Source organism: Kitasatospora sp. NPDC059795, from assembly GCF_042732175.1.
Classification (GTDB): Bacteria; Actinomycetota; Actinomycetes; order Streptomycetales; family Streptomycetaceae; genus Kitasatospora.
This window is the reverse complement of the sequence record NZ_JBHWID010000024.1, coordinates 1-15,450: the sequence shown is the minus strand read 5'-3', so window position 1 is coordinate 15,450 and position 15,450 is coordinate 1. Positions and strand designations below refer to the sequence as shown.

Here is a 15,450-nt window from a genome sequence, read left to right as displayed (position 1 = left end):
GAGTCTGCCCGGTTGGCAACCGCATGACACCGGCAGTTGCCGGCGGCTCTCCTCCGACCGGCAACTGCGGTGTGTTCATCGGATCGCGAAGCTCTCGTATCCGTCGCCCACGGCGCTCCAGATTTCCGTGACTCCGCTGACCCGACCTGGCGTTCCGGGCCCGCGCAGCGCGGCGAGCAGCCGCTCGCAGTCCGCGCGCGACCCCTCGGCGACCACCTGGACGCGGCCGTCGCCGAGGTTGCTCGTATAGCCCGTCAGCCCGATCTCCAGGGCCCGCGCCCTGGTCCACCAGCGGAACCCCACCTGCTGGACGCGCCCACGCACCCAGATGGTGGCGCGGACGGAACGATGACTGTCGCGACCTTGCATGCGTCGACCATAGTCGGGCACTTCAGGGGCGCACGGAACGGGCTTCACGCCCCTTCCACCGTGCCCCCTCATCGGCCCGTGCGCATCCACGGCATCGACATCGCCGCCGCCCGGGGCCACCTCAGCGGTGCGGCTCGGCCAGCCGGTGCAGCGTCCAACCGCGGCCGGCCGGATCCAGCGGGGCGGTGGCGGCGGTGAACAGTTCGGCGGCGCGGCGGTAGGAGAGTCGGGCCCGGCCGGTGAGCGGGCAGCGGTCGCGCTCCGGGGTGCCGGCCGGGGCCCGCCGGTCGGTGAGGAACAGCGGGCCGGCGCTGCGGCCGGCGATCAGCAGCGGCAGCAGCCGGGCGGCGCCGCCGCGCCAGCGCAGCGGGCGTTCGCCGACGGCGGGCCGGGTCTGCCGGTCGGCCGGGTCGAGCCGGTCGACGTCCAGCGCCAGCAGGCGTTCGATGGGCGCGCCGGTCTCCCGCACCAGGTGCCAGAGCACCTTCTCGCGCAGCGGCGCCCGCAGCGCCAGCACGGCCCGCACCTGGGCGTCGGTGAGCGCGGGTCCGGGCGCGGCGGCGGGCAGCGGACGCAGGCCCTCGGCGGGGTCGCCGGTCAGCCAGCCCCGCTCGCGCCAGTGCCGCACGGCGGCCCGCAGCGCGGACAGTTCGCGGTTCGCGGTGCGCGCGCCGACCGCCTCGGCCCGGGCGGCGAACGCCTCGGCGACCCGCCGGGGCGCGTCCGGCCCGTCCAGCAGGGCGAGCGGCAGCACCGGCGGCGCGGCCCGCCGCCGCTCGGCGCCGACCGGCGGGGTGCGCCCGACCAGCAGCCAGGCCCAGGTGTGCAGGGCGATCCGGTAGACCCGCCGGGAGCCCGCCGAGAGCGGGGCCTCCGTCAGGTAGTGCTCGGCCGCGACGGCGAACTCCACAGGTGCCATGCCCGCAGTAAATCGCCGAGCCGACGTGACGTCAATACCCGCCTCCACTGCGGTAAACAGCACGGTTTACTGCGGCACTGAGCACCCTCCGAAAAATTGATGCCGCGACGCTCAAGTTTCTCCCCGGAAGTCCTTGCCGGACGCCGACGCGGCGGTGCAGTCTGCCGGTCATGGTGCTGACCTCACGGCGGCTCGCCGTCCTGCGCGGGCGGGAGTTCCGCCTCTTCTTCCTCGGCTATGCCGTCTCCCTGTTCGGGTCCTCGATGGCCTCGGTGGCGGTGGCCTTCGCGGTGCTCGACGGCGGGGGCGGCGGCTCCGGGCTGGGAGTGGTGATGACCGCGCGGATCCTGCCGATCGTGCTGCTGCTGGTGCTCGGCGGCGCGGCCGCGGACCGGCTGGGCCCGCGCCGGGTGATGCTCGGCTCGGACGGGCTGCGCTGCGCGACCCAGACCGCGATGGCCCTGCTGCTGTTCACCGGGCACGGCGGGGTGTGGGCGCTGGCCGCGCTGATGGTGCTCTGGGGTCTGGCCGAGGCGGTGTTCATGCCGGCCCTGGACGCGTTGCTGCCGCGCCTCGTCCCGGCCGGTGAACTCTCCGACGCCAACGCCCTGTTGGGGATCGCCCGGAACGGCGTCGCGGTGGCCGGCCCGGCCCTCGCCGGCCTGCTGACCGCCGTCGCGGGCCCGGGCTGGGTGCTGCTGGTGGACGCCGCCTCGTACGCGGTCGGCGGCGTGGCGCTGGCCCTGCTCCGGCTGCCCGCCGTCACCCGGGACGCCGCCGACGAGCCCTCCTTGCTGTCCGAACTGCGGGCCGGCTGGAGCGAGTTCAGCTCCCGGCGGTGGCAGTGGGCGAGCGCGCTGCAGGGCTGCCTGTTCAACCTGCTGGTGTGGGCGCCGTTCCTGATCCTCGGCCCGGTGGTGGCGGACGACCGGCTCGGCGGGGCGGGCGGCTGGGGCGTGGTGATGGGCGCGTACGGGGCGGGCGCGGTGCTCGGCGGGCTGCTGCTGCTCGGCCGCCGACCGTCCAGGCCGCTGCGGACGGCGATCGCCGTGACGGCGGGCTGGGCGCTGCCCTCGGGTGCGCTGGCGCTGGGGTGGCCGCTGCCGCTGGTGGCGGTCGCGGCGGCCGGCGCGGGGGTGACCTCGATCGTCTGCGGCACCCTGTTCGCGACGTTGACGCAGCGTCATGTCCCCCCGGAGGCGCTGGGCCGGGTCAGCGCGTACGGGACGCTCGGCGCGTTCGCGTTCGGCCCGGTCGGGCTGGCGCTGGCCGGGCCGATCGCCGACCGGGTGGGTGCGGGCTCGGTGCTCGGCTTCGGCGCGGTCTGGCAGCTGGTGTCCTGCGCGCTGACGCTGCTGGTGCTGGGCCGCCGCGAGCCCGCCGACCCGGCCGCCGTCGGAGCCGAGGCCGGCGAGGCGGGCGAGGCAGGCGAAGCCCCCTCCCCCGCCCGGGCATGACAGCGGCCCCCGGTCCGCAGACGGGACCGGGGGCCGGGCAGGGGAGGTTCGACGTCAGTCGCCGAAGCCCCCGCCGAAGTCGCCACCGCCGCCGAAGTCCCCGCCACCGAAGTCCCCGCCGCCGAAGTCGGCACCGGAGAAGTCGGAGGAGTTGAAGGCCGCGCCCGAGTACTCGCCGGCGTCCGCGCCGCCGGTGTAGTCGGTGCCGCCCCCGCTGTAGCCGTGGTCGTGGTGGCCGCCCGCGTAGGCGTAGCCCGGGGAGGAGATCATCGAGCCGAGCATGGTGCCGACCAGCAGGCCGGGGAGCATGCCGCCGCCGAAGTAGCCGCCCGCCCAGGGGCTGTAGGCCGGGCCGGCGTTCCAGTACGGCTGGTGGCCGTGCTCGGTCTCCACGGTGCGGATGTACGGGTCCTGACCGACGGCCAGCCGGTTCGCGTCGTCGGCGCAGGCGGGGACGGTGCGCGCCGCGCCGCCGGGGGGAGCCCAGGTGACGTCAATGGTGGAGGGGCCGTGCCGCGGGTCGAAGAAGCACGGGACGCGGCGCTCGGGCAGCGGGCGGCCGTCGCGGCGGGCGGCGAGGGTGGCCAGCGCGAACCGGCCGTCCTCCAGCGCCTCGGTGACCGGGCGGACGTCGTCCGGCTTCTTGGCCTCGTCCATCGTCCGCTTGGCGCGGTCGTAGGAGTCCAGTGCCCGGGTGTAGTCGGTGCGCTGGGCGTCGTCCGCGCCGGGGGCGCCGGGGTTGAAGTCGAGCCGGTCGAGTTCCTCGCCGAACGCGGTGATGTCCTCGTCCACCACGGTGCGCAGCTGGGCGAGTTCGGCGCGGGCCTTCTCCGCCTTGCGCTTCTTGGCGCGGCGGAACAGCAGGAACACGCCGCCGCCGGCCAGCGCCAGCAGCGCCACGGGGACGACGATCCAGGCGGCGGAGGTGCTGTGCTGCGGGCCGTCGCCCTTGGTCTGCTTGACGGCCTGGTCGACGAAGTCGTTGACGGTGGCGTTGATGTCGCCGTTGTTGGCGCGGAAGGCGGAGCCGGCGATGTTGCTGACGGAGCCCTTCGACAGCGCCTTGGCGTCGGCGCGGGCGTCGAACGCGTTGCCGCGCCACACCGCGTAGACGCCGACGATGCCGACCTTGGTCCGCACGTCGTTCATCAGGCTCTTCGCGGGGTACGCCTGACTGTCCGGCAGCACCGCGACGAAGATCGGCTTGTCGGCCTTCTTCAGCTTCTTCGCCAGCGCGTCGGCCTGGTCCTTGGAGAACCGGCCGCTCATCGCCGGGTCGACGTAGACCTGGGTCTTCTTCAGCGTGTCGGTGGCGTCGTTCAGGCCCGCCGCCTGGGCGGGCACGGACAGGCCGAGGACCATCAACAGGCCGAGCAGAGCGGCCAGCACGGCGGCCGGCCCGGTGGCTCGGGAGCGGCGAAGCACAGTTCTCATACCCCAGACCGTACCGGGCCCGACCCCGGGTCCACGCCCTACCCCGGGACGGTCCGACCCTGAGGTCGTCCCCTACTCGGGGACGAGGCCACCCGGCCGAACCCCCGCCGACCGGCCGGAGTCGGGCCCCGCCCGGCCGTGTCGGGGCGTCGAGCAGGCATAGTGGTGCCGATCTTCCCTCCCCCGACAGGAGCTCCCAGCGTGATCCTCGGCCTCGTCACCGCCGTCGCCGCGTCCGTCTGTTACGGCACCGGATCGGTGCTGCAAGCCGTCGGCGCCCGGCGTTCGGCCCGGCAGGAGGCGGCCGACGGCACCGTCACCGAGCACGGCGGGCCGAGCCTCGCCTCGACCGCGAAGGCCGCCGTCACCTGGGAGTTCATCCTCGGCACGGTGCTGGACTTCATCGGTTTCGGGCTGGGTGCGCTGGCCGCGCGGCTGCTGCCGCTGTTCCTGTCGCAGACCATCATCAGCGCCAACCTGGTGATCACCGCGGTGCTGTCGGTCAAGCTGCTCGGGCTGCGGCTGCGGCAGTTGGAGTGGTTGTCGATCGGCATCCTGTGCAGCGCGCTGGTGCTGCTCGCGGTCGCCGCCGGGCCGGAGGGCGGGCACGAGGCCGCCCGGTCCTTCCACTGGGCGCTGCTGATCGGCTCCGCGGTGCTGATCGCCGGCGGTTCGCTGATCGTCCGGCGGATGGGCTCCAACGGCGCCATCGTGGCGGGTCTGCTGTCCGGTCTCGGCTTCGGCGTGCTGGGCATCGGGGTGCGCATCCTGGACGGCATCGAGCCGTTCTCGATCACCGCGCTGCTGGCCGACCCGGCGCTGTACGCCATCCTGGTCGGCGGCATCGGCGGCATGTACCTGCACACCGTCGCCCTGCAGGTCGGCTCGGTCAACGGCGCGACCGCCGCCCTGGTGGTCGGCGAGACCGTCGTCCCCGGCGCGGTCGGCGTCCTCTGGCTGGGCGACTCCTCCCGGCCGGGCCTGGCCTGGCTGGCCGTCCTCGGCTTCGTCCTCGCGGTGGTCAGCGCGGTCGGCGTCGCCTACTTCGGCGAGGAGGGCGGGGCGCTCCAGGCGGCCGCCGACGAGGAGGAGGCGAAGGCCGCGCACCGCTGACGGGTCAGCGCGGGCGGCGCTGGCACTTCGGGCAGTAGTAGCTGGAGCGGTTCATCCAGGCGTCGCGGCGCATCGGGGTGCCGCAGCGGCGGCAGGGTTCGCCCTCGCGGCCGTAGGCGTCCAGGTCGCGGGAGAAGTAGCCGCTCTCGCCGTTGACGTTGACGTACAGCGAGTCGAAGCTCGTCCCGCCGACGGCGAGGGCCGCGGTCATCACGTCGCGGGCGTGCTGGAGCAGGCCGAGCGCGGCGGGGCGGGTCAGGGTGGCGGTGGGCCGGTCGTAGTGCAGGCGGCTGCGCCACAGGGCCTCGTCGGCGTAGATGTTGCCGACGCCGCTGATCAGGGTCTGGTCGAGCAGGGCCCGCTTGACGGTGGTCCGCTTGGCCTTCAGCGCGGTGACGAACCCGGCGTCGTCGAAGCGCGCGTCGAGCGGGTCGCGGGCGATGTGGGCGAGCGAGAGCGGCGTGCACTCGGGGTCGTCGGGTTCGGTCTCCTCGACGGCGAGGCCGCCGAAGGTGCGCTGGTCGACGAAGCGCAGCTCGGTGCCGCCGTCGGTGAACCGGAGCCGCACCCGCAGGTGCACGGAGTCGGCCATGTCGGCTTCCTGGACGAGCAGTTGGCCGCTCATGCCGAGGTGGCCGATCATCGACAGGCCGTCGCCGAGCGGCACCCACAGGTACTTGCCGCGGCGCTGCGGCGTGCCGAGGGTGCGGCCGCGCAGCAGGGCGGTGAACTCCTCGGCGCCGCCTGCCTGTCGGCGGACGGCGCGCGGGTGCAGCACCTCGATGTCGCCGACGGTCCGTCCGGCGGCCCAGCGGGCCAGGCCGCGGCGGACGACTTCGACTTCGGGGAGTTCGGGCACGGCGCGGTCAGACCGTCGTGGCCGGCCGGTCGCCCTCGCCGTCCTGCTTGGCCTTGATGGAGCGCCAGGCGGACTCGGCGGCCTTCTGCTCGGCTTCCTTCTTGGAGCGTCCGCTCCCGGAGCCGTAGTCCTGGCCGGCCACCCGGGCGGCGGCGGTGAAGGTCTTCTCGTGGTCCGGTCCGGACTCGGCGACCACGTACTCGGGAACGCCGATGCCGACGGCAGCGGTGAGTTCCTGGAGGCTGGTCTTCCAGTCGAGGCCCGCACCGAGCAGCGCCGATTCCGCGATCAGCGGGTCGAACAGCCGGTGGACGAAGTCCGTGGCCGAACCCAGGCCCTGGTCGAGGTAGATGGCGCCGATCACGGCTTCGACGGTGTCGGCGAGGATCGACGACTTGTCGCGGCCGCCGGTTCCTTCCTCACCCTTGCCGAGCCGGATGAAGGCTCCGAGGTCCAGCCCGCGGCCGACCTCGGCGAGCGCGCGGGAATTGACCACCGCGGCACGGAGTTTGGCGAGCGTCCCCTCGGCGACCTCCGGGTGGAGGCGGTAGAGGGTGTCGGTCACCACCAGGCCCAGCACCGAGTCGCCGAGGAATTCCAGGCGCTCGTTGGTGGGCAGCCCGCCGTTCTCGTACGCGTACGAGCGGTGGGTCAGGGCACGTACCAGAAGGGCGCGCTCAAGTGAGTACCCGAGGCGCCCTTCCAGGACGTCGTATTCGGTCGAAGCCGGCCCGCCGCCCTTACCCCCGTTGGTACCGGGGGTCGGCTTGCGAGAAGAATTGCTGCCGTCCGACATCGATCCGTGCACCCCGCCGATCAGACCGAGAGGACCTGGCGACGGTTGTACGTGCCGCAGCTCGGGCACGCGATGTGCCCAAGCTTCGGCTCGTGGCAGCGGTCGCACGCGACGAGCGCGGGCACGACGGCCTTCCAGTTGGAACGCCGGTGACGCGTGTTGCTGCGCGACATCTTCCGCTTCGGAACAGCCACGGTAAATCTCCTGGTTCTACGGCGAGACCCTCACGGGTACCGCTGTGTCTTATTCCTCGTCACCCTCGTCGCCGGGGGCGGCGGAGAGTCCCTGCAGGGCCGCCCACCGGGGGTCGGCGGCGTCGTGGTGGTGCGCCGGGTCGTCGCTCAGGCGGGCCCCGCATTCGGAGCACAGACCCAGGCAGTCGTCCTGGCACACCGGCTGCAGCGGCAGTGCGAGCACCACCGCATCACGCAGCACCGGCTGGAGGTCGAACAGGTCGCCCTCCAGGCGGTAAGTCTCGTCCTCGGACTCCTCGTCGAAGTCGTCTCCCGCGATCGCGCGGTGACGCTCCTCGGACTCCGGGTAGTAGTAGAGCTCCTGGAAGTCGACCTCCAGGTCGTCCTCCAGCGGCTCCAGGCAGCGGGAGCACTCGCCGGTCACGTGGGTCTCGGCGGTGCCGGTGACCAGCACGCCCTCGACCACGGACTCCAGCCGGAGCTCCAGCTTGACCTCGCTCTTCTCCGGGACGCCGATCACATCCGCGATGCCCAACTCCGCCGGGGCCTCCAGGGTGCGGGACACCTTGCGCAGCGAGCCGGGGCGACGGCCGAGCTCGTGCGTGTCGAACACGAGGGGGTCGCGGTGGTCGAGGCGGTTCAAGGTTTCCTGACTTCCTGGTGGCGCACGCATTCCTGCGTGGCGCGAGTGCGGTTCCTGCGGTGCGCGGCCCGGACGCGGGCACGCGGCGAACCCGGCACAAGCTGGCCGGAGTGGTCAGACTACCCGAGAGTCCGGGCCGAACCCAACTCGCCCGGGGTCAGCGTCCGCCGAGCTCCCGCAGCCGGGTCATGTCGATCATGCTGGTGTCGAAGAAGCTGGTCTCGTCCAGCCCGGCCTGCTGCTGGGGCAGCTGCGGCACCTGCTGGGGCTGCTGCTGGTAGCCGTTCGGGTCGGCGGGCAGCGGGTTGCCCCACTGGTCGTAGCCGGGCTGCTGGTACGGCTGCTGCTGGTAGTACGCCGGGTCGGCCGCCTGCTGGTAGCCGTACGGCTGCCCGTACGGGTCGGCCTGCGGGGGCGCCGCCGGGTCGTAGCCGCCGCCGTACGCCTCGGCGTACTGCGGGGTCTGCGGCTGGCCGTACTGGTCCTCGGCGGGGTTCTGCCAGCCGGCCGCGGCCGGGGCGGGCTCGGGCCAGCTCTGCTGCTGCGGGACGTCCGCGTACCAGGACTGCTCGCCGTCGCCCGTGGCGAAGCCCGCCGCGACCGCCTCGGCGCGGTCCTTGAGCTGCTGGGCCTCGTCGGCGGCGGCCAGGTAGGCGCCCAGATCGTCGATCGGGGCCTTGCCGAGCAGCTTGTCCCGGCCCTTGCCGACCGCCTCCAGGGTCGCCGACAGCACCGCCTCCAGGGTGGCGAGCTTCACATCGACGTACTCGTCGGCCTCCGGGCTGGGGCTGATCCGCTGCGGCTGGAACTCCTCGCCGTCCTCGGCGCCCTCTGCGCCCGACTGGTACACCCCGGCCTCGCCGCGCAGCTTCTGCCGGCCGCGGCCGACCGCGCCGAGCGTCTTGGTGAGCACCACCTCGAAGTTGGCGAGCTTGGAGTCGACGTAGTCGTCCGCCTCGGCGAGCTTGGTGCGCTCCTCGGCGCGCGCCTCGGCGAGGATCCGGTCCGCCTCGGCCTGGGCCTGCCGCACGACCCCGGTGTCGGAGATCAGCGAACCGCGCTCGTCGTGCGCGCCGCGGATGATCTGGTCGGCCTGCGCCTGGGCGTCGGCCACCATCTGCTGATGGTCCGCCACCACGGACTGCGCCTGGGCGAGTTCGGCGGGCATCGCCTCGCGCAAGTCGCGCAGCAGGCCGGTCAGTTCGGCACGGTTGACCACGCAGGAGGCCGACATCGGCATCGCCTTGGCCTTCTCGACCATCGCGAGGATCTCGTCGAGTTTCTGCTGCACGTCCACGGGCGTCTTCAGTCTTTCCGTGTGCCGCCGAAGTGCGGCGGAGGCAGTGCCACGAGTCCGCGAACGGCGGTCCCGGGGCCGGGAGTACAGACTGTACGGCCACCCACCCCGCCGCTCACAACGCCTTCGTCACTTGCGGCGTTCGGCGATCCGCTCGACCAGTCGCGCGTGCACCAGCGCCGGCAGCAGGTGGGAGACGTCGCCGCCCAGCGTGGCCACCTCCTTGACCAGGCTGGAGGACAGGAAGCTGTACGTCGGCGAGGTCGGCACGAACAGCGTCTCCACGCCGGTCAGGCCGTGGTTCATCTGCGCCATCTGCAGCTCGTAGTCGAAGTCGCTGACCGCGCGCAGGCCCTTGATGATCGCCGGGATGCCGCGTTCCCTGCAGTAGTCCACCAGCAGGCCGCTGTGCGGCTCCACCTGGATGTTGCCCAGGTGTGCGGTGGTCTCCTCGATCAGGCCGATCCGCTCCTCGGCCGTGAACATCCCCTGCTTGCTGCGGTTCACCGCCACCACCACGTGCACCACGTCGTACAGCTTCGAGGCCCGCTCGATGATGTCGAGGTGTCCGTTGGTGATGGGGTCGAAGGACCCCGGGCAGACGGCGCGGCGCATGGGTGTGCTCCCTTGTGGGGCGGGATGTTCTGCTACGAGTCTTGGTCAGCCCCGGCAGCGGCGCGACCGTACCAGAGCGTGCCCTCGCCGTACCGGCGCGAGCGCAGCCCTTCGAAGCCGTCCGGCCAGCCGAACTCGCCGCCTCGGGTGCTGCGTTCCACGGTGACGAGAACGTGCTCGGACAGCCAGCCCCCCGAGCGGAGTGTGACCAGCATCTCCCGCAGTACGGCGTCCTCCACCGCGTACGGCGGATCGAGGAACACCAGGTCGTACGGCTCGGCCGGCGGCGGCCCCTCGATCACCTTCTCCGCCTTGTCCGCCCGCACCTCCGCGCCCGGCAGCCCCAGCGTCCGGACGTTCTCCCGCACGGCCTTCACCGCGCTCGCGTCCGCCTCCACCAGCAGCGCGTGCGACGCGCCCCGCGACAGCGCCTCCAGCCCGACCGCGCCGCTGCCCGCGAACAGGTCCAGCATCCGTGCCCCGGCGATCGGCCCGAACAGCGACTCGACGGTGGAGAACATCGCCTCCCGCGCCTTGTCGGAGGTCGGACGGGTGTTCCGGCCGGGCGGCACGACGAGCCGGCGGCCTCCGGCATGGCCGGCGATTACGCGGGGCATTACGTTCCTTAGGTGGGAGGGGCTGCGCGCCCGACCATAGCTGACAAATAGTGCATGGCCGGGCGCGCAGCCCCTCACGTCAGGCCCTACTCGTTGGACGCGGCGCCGAGCAACGTGGGCGACGCGTACCGCGACCAGGACAGGCAGCCGTCCGGCGGGCAGTACTCCGGGCGGCGCGGGTCGTGGCCGAGCTCGCGCAGCTTGGTGCGGACGGAGTCGGGCGTGCGCCCGTAGCGGGCGGCGATCCGGGCGATGGTGTCGCCGTCGTGGAAACGGCGGACCAGCTCCTCCTCGTGCTGCGGCACCCACGGGGAGCCGTGGCCGGGGTAGAGCTCGCGCAGCACGTCGCGGTCGGGGATGGGCTCGGAGACGTCGGCGACGATCGCCAGCGCGCGCAGGGCGCGGTTGAGCGCGATGCGCAGCGAGGCGACGTCCTCCACCGGGAGGCGGAGCTTGCCGGAGGCGACCGGGTTGGCGGCGTTGCCCTCGCGCCAGCCGGTCAGGGTGAGGGTGACTTCTCGGTCGTCTTCGCTGGCGACCTCGATCCGGAAGACCTTGTCGCCGAGCGGGAGCTCGTTGAGGTGACGGAATGCCATGCAATGACCCCCAAGTCTCGCGCCGGGGACGCCACTTGAAGTGCGCCCCGAACAACTCCATTCTCTCTCGGGGCACTGACAATCGGTCCTGTTCGAACGGCCCTTCTCAGCCCTTCTCCAGATACTCCGCGCGGTCCTCGTCGAGCAGGCTCTCCAGGGCCGTGCGCAGCTCGGGGTGGGCGGCGAGTTCGGGGTCGGCGGCGACCAGTCGGGTGGCCTCGGCGCGGGCGGTGGCGATGACGTCCTCGTCGTCGAGGACGGACAGCACCTTGAGCGAGGACTTCACGCCGGACTGGGCCTGGCCGAGGACGTCGCCCTCGCGGCGCTGTTCGAGGTCGATCCGGGAGAGTGCGAAGCCGTCCAGGGTGCCGGCCACGGCGTCGAGGCGGGCGCGGGCGGCGCTGGCCGCCGGCATGTCGCTGACCAGCAGGCACAGGCCGGCCGCGGAGCCCCGGCCGACCCGGCCGCGGAGCTGGTGGAGCTGGGAGACGCCGAACCGGTCCGCGTCCATGATCACCATGACGGTGGAATTGGGGACGTTGACACCGACCTCGATGACGGTGGTGGCGACCAGCACGTCGACCTCGCCGGCGGCGAACCGGCGCATCACGTCGTCCTTGGCGTCGGGGGCGAGCCGGCCGTGCAGGATCTCCACCCGCAGCCCGGCGAGCGGGCCCTTGGCGAGCTTCTCGGCGGTCTCCACCACGGCGAGCGGCGGCCGCCGCTCCTCGCTGCCCGCTCCCCCGTCCACTTCTTCCGGGTCGTCCTTGCGCTTCTTCTTCCCCTTCGGCGTGTCCTCCTCGTCGCCGATCCGGGGGCAGACCACGTACGCCTGGTGGCCCTTGCCGACCTCCTCGCGGACGCGTTCCCAGGCGCGGGTGAGGAAGTTGGGCTTCTCCAGCGCGGGGACGACGTGGGTGGAGATCGGGGAGCGGCCGGACGGCAGCTGGTCGAGGACGGAGGTCTCCAGGTCGCCGAAGACGGTCATCGCGACGGTGCGCGGGATCGGGGTGGCGGTCATCACCAGCAGGTGCGGGGGCTGTTCGCCCTTGGCGCGCAGCGCGTCGCGCTGTTCGACGCCGAAGCGGTGCTGTTCGTCGACGACGACCAGGCCGAGGTCGGCGAACTGCACCTTGTCCTCGATCAGGGCGTGCGTGCCGATGGTGATGCCGGCCTTGCCGGAGGCCATGTCGAGCATCGCGCCGCGGCGGGCGGCGGCGCCCATCGAGCCGGTGAGCAGGGCGACCCGGGTGCCGATCTCCGAGCCGCCGATCATGCCGGCCTCGGCGAGTTCGCCCATCATCTCGACGATCGACCGGTGGTGCTGCTGGGCCAGCACCTCGGTGGGCGCGAGCAGCACGGCCTGGCCGCCGGCGTCGACCACGGCGAGCATGGCGCGCAGCGCGACCAGGGTCTTCCCGGAGCCGACTTCGCCCTGCAGCAGGCGGTGCATGGGGTGGTCGGTGGCGAGGTCGGCGAAGATCTCGGCGCAGACCTTCTGCTGGCCGTCCGTCAGGGTGAACGGCAGCCGGGCGTCGAAGGCGTCCAGTACGCCGTCGGGGACGGCGCGGCGCGGGACGGCGGGCAGCGCGGAGTCGGCGGCGCGGCGCTGGGCGAGGGCGACCTGGAGGACGAACGCCTCGTCCCAGCGCAGCCGGTTCTGGGCGCGTTCCTTGTCGACCTGGTTGCGCGGGCGGTGGATCAGTTCGAGCGCCTCGGGCAGCGGGATCAGCTCGTGCTCGGCGCGCAGGTCGGCGGGCAGCGGTTCGCCGACGTCCGCCAGGTGTTTGGTGAGGGCGAGTTCGACGCAGAGCGAGAGCTTCCAGCTGGGCAGCTGGGCGCTGGCCGGGTAGACCGGGATGAGCCGGCCGGCGAACTGTTCGGCCGCCGACGAGCCCTCCTCGCCGTCGATCAACTGGTAGTCGGGCGAGGCGAGTTGGCGGGTCCGGTTGAACATGCCGACCTTGCCCGCGAACAGGCCTTGCAGGCCGGGCTTGAGGTCCTTCTGCCGCCAGCCCTGGTTGAAGAACACCAGCGACAGCCGGGAGCGGCCGTCGGTGACCACCACCTCCAGCCGGTCGCCCTTGCGGCCGCGGAACGGGATCAGCGTGACCTTCTCGATCCGGGCCAGCACGGTGACGTGCTCGTCCACCTCCAGCTCGTCCAGGCTGGTGAGCTGGCCGCGCTCGACGTACCGGCGCGGGTAGTGGTGCAGCAGGTCGCCGACCGTGCGCAGCTTGAGGGAGTCGGCCAGCACCTTCGCGGTGCGGTCGCCGACCAGGTCCTTCAGTGGTTCATCGAGAGCGCCCATCGGGTCCCATTTCACACCACAGGTCGGACGTCCCGGCTCACTCGACGCCGATCAGCAGCGGCGCGGCCTCCTGGCCGCCCCGGTAGGCGACGGTGTCGACCTCCGGGCGGGTGCGCCTGGCGTGCGCGATCAGCCGGTCGGCGAGGTCGGCGGGGGCGTCCTCGCCGAGCACCAGGGTGACGAGTTCGCCGGACGCGGCGATCATCCGGTCCAGCACGGCGACGGCGGTCTCGGTGAGGTCTCGGCCGATCACCGCGACGTCGCCGTCGATCAGGCCGAGCACGTCGCCGGCCTGGCAGACGCCGGCCATCGTCCAGGACTCGCCCTCGGCGACGGCGAGTTCGGCGTACCGGGTGGCGCCGGCGGCGGACGTCATGGCGACCATGTCCTCGTCGAAGCGGCGGCCGGCGTCGTGCACGGCCAGCGCGGCCAGGCCCTGCACCGGGGAGCGGGTGGGCAGCACGGCGATCCGCACGCCCTCCTCGCGCAGCTGGTCGGCGGCGGCGCCGGCGGCGGCCCGCAGTTCGGGGTCGTTGAGCAGCACGATCACCTCGCGGGCCGCGCAGCGGTGCACGGCGGCGACCAGTTCGGCGCTGGCGGGGGCGCGGTCCGGGTCCGCTTCGAGGACCACCGAACCGGCCTGCTCGCACAGTTGGGCCAGCCCGCTGCCGGTCACCACGCTCAGCACGGCCCGGCCGTGCGAGACGGTCTCCTCGCGCTCGCCGGAGCGGGCCGCCGCCTCCGCGAAGTGCGTGATCCGGATCCGGTACGGCCGTCCGGCCTCGACGCCGGCCTCCACGGCCGCGCCCGCGTCGTCCACGTGCACGTGGACGTTCCACAGGCCGTCGCCGCCGCCGATCACCAGCGAGTCGCCGAGCCGCCCCAGCCGTTCGCGCAGCCGCGGCAGCTGCCCGTCCTCGGCCTCCAGCAGATAGATCACCTCGAACGCGGGGTGGCCCGGGCCCGGCGGGCGCTCGTGGCCCTCGCAGCCGGCCACCACCACCGGGTCCTCGCGGCGCAGCGCCACCGGACCCATCGGCTGCTGCCCGGACACGGCGTCCACCAGCGCGCCCAGCACGGCCACCAGCCCCCGGCCGCCGGCGTCCACCACGCCCGCCTCGGCCAGCACCGTCAGCTGGTCCGGGGTGAGCAGCAGCGCCTGCCGGGCCGCCCGGTACGCCTCCCGGGCCTGGCCGGTCAGCCCGTCCGCGGCCTTCGCGGCGTCGGCGGCGGCCGCGGCGACGGTCAGCAGGGTGCCCTCGACCGGTTCCGCGACGGCCAGGTAGGCGGAGCGCGCGCCGTTGCCGAGCGCCTCCGCCAGCCCGCCGCCCTCGGCCAGCACCTCGGCGAGGCCGCGCAGCCACTGCGCGAGGATCACGCCCGAGTTTCCGCGCGCCCCGATCAGCGCTCCGCGCGCCGCGACGTTCGCCGCCGCGGCCAGCGTGGGCTGCTCCTCCTGCGCGAACATGCCGTCCAGCGCCTCGGCGGCGGACTCCACGGTCAGGTACAGGTTCGTCCCGGTGTCGCCGTCCGGTACCGGGTAGACGTTCAGCGCGTCGATCTCCTCGCGGGCCTGGCCGAGGGCCGCCAGCGCGAGCCGGCACCACGTACGGACGGCCGGGGCGTCGAGGGTGTCCAGCACCAGGTCTCCTCCGGGTGAACGCCACGGAAACCCGACGGGACGCGGTGGCGAGGGCGATGCTGGCAGGTTATCGGCCCTCGCGGCACCGCCTGCGGCACCCTCCGACCCAGGTCGGGGGAACGATCACCCCGGCGGCCGTGGTAGTTTCGTTGAGCGGGATGCACCGTTGTATGCTCTCCCGGTTGCCTGGAACACCCCGGGCTGTTCAAGTTCCTGATCTGAAGTCTTGGAGTGACTCCTGTGGCTGCCAACTGCGACGTCTGCGGCAAGGGCCCGGGCTTCGGCAACAGCATCTCCCACTCGCACCGCCGCACCCCCCGTCGTTGGAACCCCAACATTCAGACGGTGCGCGCTGTGGTTGGACGCACGCCGAAGCGCCTGAATGTCTGCACCTCGTGCATCAAGGCCGGTAAGGTCTCGCGCTGACGCGTAACCGGTACGCCGGTCACCTTCTCGCTCGGTGAAAGCCGATCACGCCCTTCGGGGATCGTGGTCGGCTTTCTCCTTTTCTGTTGTCAGGGGCTCGGGGGGGCGCCGGGGCCGGGGGGCGGGGTGGGCCGCGCCGAGACCCCCGCCCCGGCCCAAAAA

General features: G+C 73.1%; 16 protein-coding genes. 3 read left to right on the top strand and 13 right to left on the bottom strand.

Annotation, left to right across the window (positions count from 1 at the left end):
* Positions 1 to 75: 75 nt before the first annotated feature.
* Positions 76 to 369 carry an acylphosphatase gene (locus ACFV4P_RS32495; RefSeq protein WP_380477102.1) on the bottom strand — a complete coding sequence of 98 codons (294 nt, stop codon included), beginning with the start codon at positions 367 to 369 and terminating at the stop codon, positions 76 to 78.
* A gap of 121 nt (positions 370 to 490) precedes the next feature.
* Positions 491 to 1,288 (bottom strand): hypothetical protein, encoded by a 798-nt coding sequence (locus ACFV4P_RS32490; RefSeq protein WP_380477101.1) that lies wholly within the window; start codon positions 1,286 to 1,288, stop codon positions 491 to 493.
* Between the two features lie 170 nt (positions 1,289 to 1,458).
* On the opposite strand from ACFV4P_RS32490, the gene ACFV4P_RS32485 reads away from it, so the two are divergent.
* The gene (locus ACFV4P_RS32485) at positions 1,459 to 2,745 is read left to right on the top strand and encodes an MFS transporter (protein WP_380477100.1); all 1,287 of its coding nucleotides are present in this window, start codon (positions 1,459 to 1,461) and stop codon (positions 2,743 to 2,745) included.
* Between the two features lie 54 nt (positions 2,746 to 2,799).
* Here ACFV4P_RS32485 and ACFV4P_RS32480 read toward each other — a convergent pair whose 3' ends face one another.
* The gene (locus ACFV4P_RS32480; RefSeq protein ID WP_380477099.1) at positions 2,800 to 4,179 is read right to left on the bottom strand and encodes a hypothetical protein; all 1,380 of its coding nucleotides are present in this window, start codon (positions 4,177 to 4,179) and stop codon (positions 2,800 to 2,802) included.
* Positions 4,180 to 4,380: 201 nt separating this feature from the next.
* On the opposite strand from ACFV4P_RS32480, the gene ACFV4P_RS32475 reads away from it, so the two are divergent.
* Positions 4,381 to 5,292 (top strand): hypothetical protein, encoded by a 912-nt coding sequence (locus ACFV4P_RS32475; RefSeq protein WP_380477098.1) that lies wholly within the window; start codon positions 4,381 to 4,383, stop codon positions 5,290 to 5,292.
* A 4-nt stretch (positions 5,293 to 5,296) separates the two neighbouring features.
* Here the strand turns inward: ACFV4P_RS32475 and mutM are convergent, their stop codons facing one another.
* The 10 genes from mutM to ACFV4P_RS32425 all read right to left on the bottom strand — a co-directional run bounded on the left by mutM (position 5,297) and on the right by ACFV4P_RS32425 (position 14,862).
* On the bottom strand, positions 5,297 to 6,151 hold the full coding sequence (mutM, locus tag ACFV4P_RS32470; RefSeq protein ID WP_380477097.1) for a bifunctional DNA-formamidopyrimidine glycosylase/DNA-(apurinic or apyrimidinic site) lyase: 855 nt from the start codon (positions 6,149 to 6,151) through the stop codon (positions 5,297 to 5,299).
* A 7-nt stretch (positions 6,152 to 6,158) separates the two neighbouring features.
* Positions 6,159 to 6,947 carry a ribonuclease III gene (gene rnc, locus ACFV4P_RS32465; protein WP_380477137.1) on the bottom strand — a complete coding sequence of 263 codons (789 nt, stop codon included), beginning with the start codon at positions 6,945 to 6,947 and terminating at the stop codon, positions 6,159 to 6,161.
* 20 nt (positions 6,948 to 6,967) lie between these two features.
* Positions 6,968 to 7,141 (bottom strand): 50S ribosomal protein L32, encoded by a 174-nt coding sequence (rpmF, locus tag ACFV4P_RS32460; protein WP_030056747.1) that lies wholly within the window; start codon positions 7,139 to 7,141, stop codon positions 6,968 to 6,970.
* Between the two features lie 49 nt (positions 7,142 to 7,190).
* Complete coding sequence (locus tag ACFV4P_RS32455) at positions 7,191 to 7,814, bottom strand: YceD family protein (RefSeq protein ID WP_380477096.1); 624 nt, start codon at positions 7,812 to 7,814, stop codon at positions 7,191 to 7,193.
* Between the two features lie 127 nt (positions 7,815 to 7,941).
* Entirely contained in the window at positions 7,942 to 9,081 is a 1,140-nt protein-coding gene (locus tag ACFV4P_RS32450) for an ATP synthase F0 subunit B (RefSeq protein WP_380477095.1), read from the bottom strand.
* 129 nt (positions 9,082 to 9,210) lie between these two features.
* Positions 9,211 to 9,696, bottom strand: coding sequence for a pantetheine-phosphate adenylyltransferase (gene coaD, locus ACFV4P_RS32445; protein WP_073813950.1), 486 nt, complete (start codon positions 9,694 to 9,696; stop codon positions 9,211 to 9,213).
* Positions 9,697 to 9,728: 32 nt separating this feature from the next.
* Positions 9,729 to 10,313 (bottom strand): 16S rRNA (guanine(966)-N(2))-methyltransferase RsmD, encoded by a 585-nt coding sequence (gene rsmD / locus ACFV4P_RS32440; RefSeq protein ID WP_380477094.1) that lies wholly within the window; start codon positions 10,311 to 10,313, stop codon positions 9,729 to 9,731.
* Positions 10,314 to 10,399: 86 nt separating this feature from the next.
* Positions 10,400 to 10,909 carry a hypothetical protein gene (locus ACFV4P_RS32435; protein ID WP_380477093.1) on the bottom strand — a complete coding sequence of 170 codons (510 nt, stop codon included), beginning with the start codon at positions 10,907 to 10,909 and terminating at the stop codon, positions 10,400 to 10,402.
* Between the two features lie 106 nt (positions 10,910 to 11,015).
* Positions 11,016 to 13,220: an ATP-dependent DNA helicase RecG gene (recG, locus tag ACFV4P_RS32430; protein WP_380477092.1), complete on the bottom strand. Its 2,205-nt coding sequence runs from the start codon at positions 13,218 to 13,220 to the stop codon at positions 11,016 to 11,018.
* 37 nt (positions 13,221 to 13,257) lie between these two features.
* Positions 13,258 to 14,862: a DAK2 domain-containing protein gene (locus ACFV4P_RS32425; RefSeq protein WP_380477091.1), complete on the bottom strand. Its 1,605-nt coding sequence runs from the start codon at positions 14,860 to 14,862 to the stop codon at positions 13,258 to 13,260.
* 240 nt (positions 14,863 to 15,102) lie between these two features.
* Between ACFV4P_RS32425 and rpmB the strand changes: the two genes are divergently transcribed.
* On the top strand, positions 15,103 to 15,288 hold the full coding sequence (gene rpmB, locus ACFV4P_RS32420) for a 50S ribosomal protein L28 (protein ID WP_073813963.1): 186 nt from the start codon (positions 15,103 to 15,105) through the stop codon (positions 15,286 to 15,288).
* Positions 15,289 to 15,450 lie beyond the last annotated feature (162 nt).

Coding starts and splice junctions, on each gene's coding strand:
- ACFV4P_RS32495 (WP_380477102.1), bottom strand. CDS start 369: ATGCAAGGTCGCGACAGTCATCGTTCCGTCCGCGCCACCATCTGGGTG.
- ACFV4P_RS32490 (WP_380477101.1), bottom strand. CDS start 1,288: ATGGCACCTGTGGAGTTCGCCGTCGCGGCCGAGCACTACCTGACGGAG.
- ACFV4P_RS32485 (WP_380477100.1), top strand. CDS start 1,459: ATGGTGCTGACCTCACGGCGGCTCGCCGTCCTGCGCGGGCGGGAGTTC.
- ACFV4P_RS32480 (WP_380477099.1), bottom strand. CDS start 4,179: ATGAGAACTGTGCTTCGCCGCTCCCGAGCCACCGGGCCGGCCGCCGTG.
- rnc (WP_380477137.1), bottom strand. CDS start 6,947: ATGTCGGACGGCAGCAATTCTTCTCGCAAGCCGACCCCCGGTACCAAC.
- ACFV4P_RS32455 (WP_380477096.1), bottom strand. CDS start 7,814: ATGCGTGCGCCACCAGGAAGTCAGGAAACCTTGAACCGCCTCGACCAC.
- coaD (WP_073813950.1), bottom strand. CDS start 9,696: ATGCGCCGCGCCGTCTGCCCGGGGTCCTTCGACCCCATCACCAACGGA.
- rsmD (WP_380477094.1), bottom strand. CDS start 10,313: ATGCCCCGCGTAATCGCCGGCCATGCCGGAGGCCGCCGGCTCGTCGTG.
- ACFV4P_RS32435 (WP_380477093.1), bottom strand. CDS start 10,909: ATGGCATTCCGTCACCTCAACGAGCTCCCGCTCGGCGACAAGGTCTTC.
- recG (WP_380477092.1), bottom strand. CDS start 13,220: ATGGGCGCTCTCGATGAACCACTGAAGGACCTGGTCGGCGACCGCACC.